We start from the raw sequence: 4,579 nt of genomic DNA, 5'->3' as shown, positions 1-4,579 counted from the left end.
GCAGCCCGCGAGAAATCGTCCAAAACCCAAAGAGCTTATCGCAAGTGCGTAAGTCTTGAAAGTGACAAAGTGACAGCGTTTTAAAATAATTCAACCCATCACCCTCATCCTCCTAGACATAGTTCAGCCAACGGTCTAAATTCTCTAAATAACGTTTTGGCTGCAATGCGATGACTCAGACCGTCAAGCAGGTTGGCGCGGTGCAGGTGCGCCCAGTGCTATCGCCGGGCGACCAGGAGCTATTCCTGGATGTGCCGTCGGTGGTGTATGCGGGCGATCGCCACTGGGTTCCGCCCCTCCGCAGCAGCATCGCCAAGTATTTCAAACCTGAGAATACCTTTTTTGAATACGGGCGCTTGCAGCAGTTCATCGCCACGCGCTTTGGGCCAAACGGCACGCAGCCCGTGGGGCGTGTGGTGGCTGCGGTGAATGATCGCCTGATTGCGCGAGAGGGCGAAAATATTGGATTGGTGGGCTTTTTTGAATGCATCGACGAAGCCGAAGTCGGCAAGGCCCTGCTCGACTCTGCCTGCGACTGGTTGCGGCAGCAGGGCATGACCCAGGCGCGAGGCCCCATCGACCTATCGACCCACAACAACTGCCTGTTTTTGGTAGATGGGTTCGACTCCATGCCCTATATGATGATGCCCTACAACCCGCCCCACTATCCCCGCCTGTTTGAGCAGCACGGCTGGCAGAAAGCCAAAGATGCCTACGCCTATCTGCTAGATCTCACAAAACCCCTGCCCCCAGAGTTTGAGCGGGCATACCGCATTGCCTCAAAATCAGGCATCACCTTCCGCAACCTGCGGCTCAAGGGCGATGAATTTATCGAAGACTGCACCGCAATTTATCACCTGTTCAACAAGGCTTTTGCTAACAACTGGAGTTCTACGCCGCGCACGCTGGAAGAATTTCTGGAAGAGGCCAAATCGCTCCAGGATATTGCCGATGCCGACATCTTTGTGATTGCGGAATACGAGGGCGAAATGGTGGGCTTCTTTATGGCGCTGCCTAACTATAGCCCCGTGCTGCAAAAGGTGAACGGCAAGCTCGACTGGCTGGGCATTCTGAAATTTCTCTGGTATCGCCGCAGCATCGACACGGGGCGCGTCGTGGCGATCTGCTCCCTGCCGGAATACATCCGCAAACTGGTGCCGATGGCAGTGATTTATCTGGGGCGAGAGGGCGGTGTGACCAAGCGCAAACCCTACCGCGAAGCAGAACTCTCCTGGGTATATGAAGACAACATGCCGTCGCGTAAGATTATCGAAGCGACGGGCGCGAAGATTTACAAGACCTATCGCATTTACCAAAAGAGTTTGTGATGAGGGAATCAGGAGCGATGAATCATAGACGGATGGGCTGGGCGAAGTTGACGGTTTTGGGGACGATCCTGGGGGCGATCGCCCTGGCATCTTGCCGAGATCCCCGCACCAGCGATGGAACGCCCCCTCCAGCCACACCTGCCACGCCCGCTGCGCCTGCCTCACCCGATGTCCCCATATCCAGGCAGCCCGTCACCTGCAACACGACCAACTACTTTGCCGAAGTGCTGTGGGAAAACAACCAGCCTTTGATGTCGTTTTTGCAAAAGCCTAATCTAAACAACCTCAGCCGCGCACCGGGCGTAACAGTTACCAGCAATCCCGACGGCAGCACCACCTATGGATATCAGGGTGAAGCCATTTTCTATGCTCGTGTCTTTCCCGATGGCACCTGCTTTGTGCAATCCCTGACCAGTTCGGGGCAACTCCTCGTCGAAGAGTCTGGCAGAATTGCCGAGTTCACGCCCGCCCCGCCGCCCCCTGCGCCAACTCCTGCGCCGCCCGTCACCGTCGCCCCGGAGGAACCCAACCAGGACAACCTGTCCATGACCTGCAACGGCACGGTGCAAGATCGCGTTGATTTCACCGTCTTCTACACTCGCGAAGCTGGGTTTAGCCGTGTCGAGTTTCGCCCCCGCACGTCCACTAACGTCCTCACCTCCAGCCTGTCCTACGTCGGCAAAAACGCCGCCGGAGAAACCATCTGGAAAGGCAATGTGGCCCAGATGGCAGACACTACGCTGGTTCACCTGTCGCCCTTTCCTGCCAAGCCCGGCGATCAGGTGTCGGTCAGCTACGACGGTCAATGGGGACGAGCGACCTGCCAGTAGGAAGAATTAGGGAGCAGAGAGCAGGGTTTTGGATTTTAGATTGGGGATTTTGGATTGTGGATGTTGGATTTTGGAATCAGCCCAATCCCGCTGCCCAAGCCAAACGCCCTAATTTCCAAGCCTGTATCCTCGCCGAAATCTAAAATCCAAAATCTAAAATCCAAAATCCCCACCATGCCTCGTCCGTTTCACGTTGCGTTTCCTGTCCGAGATCTATCTGCAACCCGTGTCTTTTATGAGACGGTTTTGGGTTGTGCGGTGGGCAGAACTGATTCGCAATGGATTGACTTCAACCTGTTTGGGCATCAGGTGACGGCGCACCTAGTGGACGATACCCCAGAAGCAGGGGCCAATGCCACTAATCTAGTCGATGGCAAAGCAGTGCCCACCCAGCACTGGGGCGTGATTTTGGAGATGGATGAGTGGGAGGCGCTGGCAGACAGGCTGCGATCGCACGGCGTGGCGTTCATCATTGAGCCGTATATTCGCTTCAAAGGCGAAGTGGGCGAGCAAGCAACGATGTTTTTACTCGACCCCAGCGGCAATGCGCTAGAGTTCAAGGCGTTTGCAGACGATGCGGCGATCTTTGCCACGTCGTAGCTGGGGAAATCCGTCATCGCTTATCCGTCATCCCTTAAAGGGGAAAGGGAGGGCGATCGCCCTCATTACTCCCAATCATCCCCCTGCTAGGCGTGTTTTAAAACCCTTTGATCCCCCTATCCCCCCTTAGAAAGCAGGGTGGTTTCATTTACAAGTAGAAAAGTGAGACTAGAGTTCTGTGCATCACAGTGACTCCATGACTCAAACCCTGAACCTCATCGAACACCTCAAACAAGTCCCAGACTATCGAAAAAGCAGAGGCAGACGACATGCCCTGTAGCTGATCCCTGTGGCTGATATTGATGCTGATTCTGTTAGGAACCCTCTGCGGTGATCGTGGGTATCGCCCCCTGGCAGATTTCACTCAGCAACACTGGCAACTCTTATGCGACCTTCTGGAGTTCCCTGCCGAGACTCGCAGACCTTCCTAAGTGAAGTGGAAGTGGTGCGTCAGTTGATAGCGGCCTTAGCAGGACAATCTGTGGTGTTCACCCTCGATGCCCTGCATTGTCAAAAAAAACGGTTGAGCAGATTACCCAACAACAGCAGCACTATTCAATTTCTCCAGCCTATCCAGCAGCATTGGAATATCGAAAACCGATTGCATTGGGTGCGAGATGTCACCTTCGAGGAAGACCATGCCCGTCCGGGGGGCAATGCTCCTGTAATCTGGGCGATTTTGAATTGTTTTATCATCAACATCGTGCGTCAACTCGCTTACCGTACCATCCCTCAGGGCATCCGGGCGCTGACGAACCAAGTCCAGCAAGTTTATACCATCCTCACCCAAGGTTTTCCTCCTCCTAAATGAAACCACCCTGCTAGCCCCCCTTAGGAAGAGGGGAAACGGGCAATACCGCTCCGGAAGTCCTCCTTGTTTCTAGCGAAGCGGCGCGTAAGCGCGGGGATTTAAGGGGGATCGACTCAGGGCAATCAACGACCTAGAGAGTTTTAAGATACTGCCTAGGTTTTAAGATACTGCCTAGATAGCTTTAAGATACTGCCTAGATAGCGGGGAGATAGTGGGGTTCAGTTGGTGCTGAGTTTGGCGCTTGGTTAGCTCAGTCGAGCGGGGAGATTTGCGAAGCGATCCCTGCGGAAATCGCCCTTCCAGCCAGCCAGCCCGTCGTCCAAGCGCTCTGGAAATTAAAGCCGCCCGTTATGCCGTCGATATCCAGGATTTCGCCTGCAAAGTAGAGGCCCGGACAGACGCGGCTTGCCATCGTTTTGAAATCGACTTCCTTGAGCGACACGCCGCCGCAGGTGACAAATTCCTCTTTGAATACGCCCTTGCCTGCAATGGCATACTGCCCCTGGGTGAGTTCCTGCCAGAGGTGATGAAGCTGCGGTTTGGACAAATCTGCCCAGCGCTGGTCGGGTGCAACCTGAGCGCGATCGCCCAGATAGTTCCACAGGCGACGCGGCAGGGGGAGTCCGGGCGGCACCGTGGAGCGGACGGCCCGCTTGCCCCAGTCGGTCTTGGTCTGCTGCAAGCTCTGCCGGACTTGCTCTGGGGACTGATTAGGCAGCCAGTGGATCTGGGCGATCGCCCGATAGCCGCAGTTGTGAAGCGCCCTGGCTCCCCAGGCGGATAGCTTTAGCACCGCAGGCCCGCTCAGGCCCCAGTGGGTGATCAGCAGCGGCCCAGTTTGGGTCAGGGGCTTCTGGTCGGGGCATTTCACCGTCACCTGCGCCGACTCGACCGACACGCCCGCTAGTTCGTGCAGCGCTGGCTCCGGCACGTTAAAGGTAAACAGCGAGGGGACGGGCGGTTCCAGGGTGTGCCCCAAAGATTGGGCGATGCGATATCCCTGGGGGCTG

General features: G+C 55.9%; 4 protein-coding genes and 1 pseudogene. 4 read left to right on the top strand and 1 reads right to left on the bottom strand.

Annotated elements, in window-relative coordinates; all coding sequences use genetic code 11:
- Nucleotides 1-170 precede the first annotated feature (170 nt).
- The 4 genes and pseudogenes from IGS51_RS07520 to IGS51_RS22315 form a co-directional block, all read left to right on the top strand.
- Entirely contained in the window at nucleotides 171-1,328 is a 1,158-nt protein-coding gene (locus IGS51_RS07520) for a hypothetical protein (RefSeq protein ID WP_297077669.1), read from the top strand.
- A 17-nt stretch (nucleotides 1,329-1,345) separates the two neighbouring features.
- Complete coding sequence (locus IGS51_RS07515; protein ID WP_297077667.1) at nucleotides 1,346-2,158, top strand: hypothetical protein; 813 nt, start codon at nucleotides 1,346-1,348, stop codon at nucleotides 2,156-2,158.
- 174 nt (nucleotides 2,159-2,332) lie between these two features.
- Complete coding sequence (locus IGS51_RS07510) at nucleotides 2,333-2,758, top strand: VOC family protein (RefSeq protein WP_297077665.1); 426 nt, start codon at nucleotides 2,333-2,335, stop codon at nucleotides 2,756-2,758.
- A gap of 523 nt (nucleotides 2,759-3,281) precedes the next feature.
- Nucleotides 3,282-3,395 (top strand): annotated as a pseudogene (locus IGS51_RS22315) (ISAs1 family transposase); the annotation flags it as partial.
- Nucleotides 3,396-3,819: 424 nt separating this feature from the next.
- Here the strand turns inward: IGS51_RS22315 and IGS51_RS07500 are convergent.
- Nucleotides 3,820-4,579, bottom strand: a 760-nt coding sequence (locus tag IGS51_RS07500) for an aminoacetone oxidase family FAD-binding enzyme (protein WP_297077663.1), incomplete at its 5' end; no start/stop codon positions are given.

The organism is Thermoleptolyngbya sp. M55_K2018_002, from assembly GCF_015295965.1.
Taxonomy (GTDB): domain Bacteria; phylum Cyanobacteriota; class Cyanobacteriia; order Elainellales; family Elainellaceae; genus Thermoleptolyngbya; species Thermoleptolyngbya sichuanensis.
This window is presented reverse-complemented; position numbering and strand designations above follow the sequence as displayed.

Excerpts from the sequence above, each read along its gene's own strand:
- IGS51_RS07510 (WP_297077665.1), top strand. The coding sequence starts at position 2,333 with ATGCCTCGTCCGTTTCACGTTGCGTTTCCTGTCCGAGATCTATCTGCA.
- IGS51_RS07520 (WP_297077669.1), top strand. The coding sequence starts at position 171 with ATGACTCAGACCGTCAAGCAGGTTGGCGCGGTGCAGGTGCGCCCAGTG.
- IGS51_RS07515 (WP_297077667.1), top strand. The coding sequence starts at position 1,346 with ATGAATCATAGACGGATGGGCTGGGCGAAGTTGACGGTTTTGGGGACG.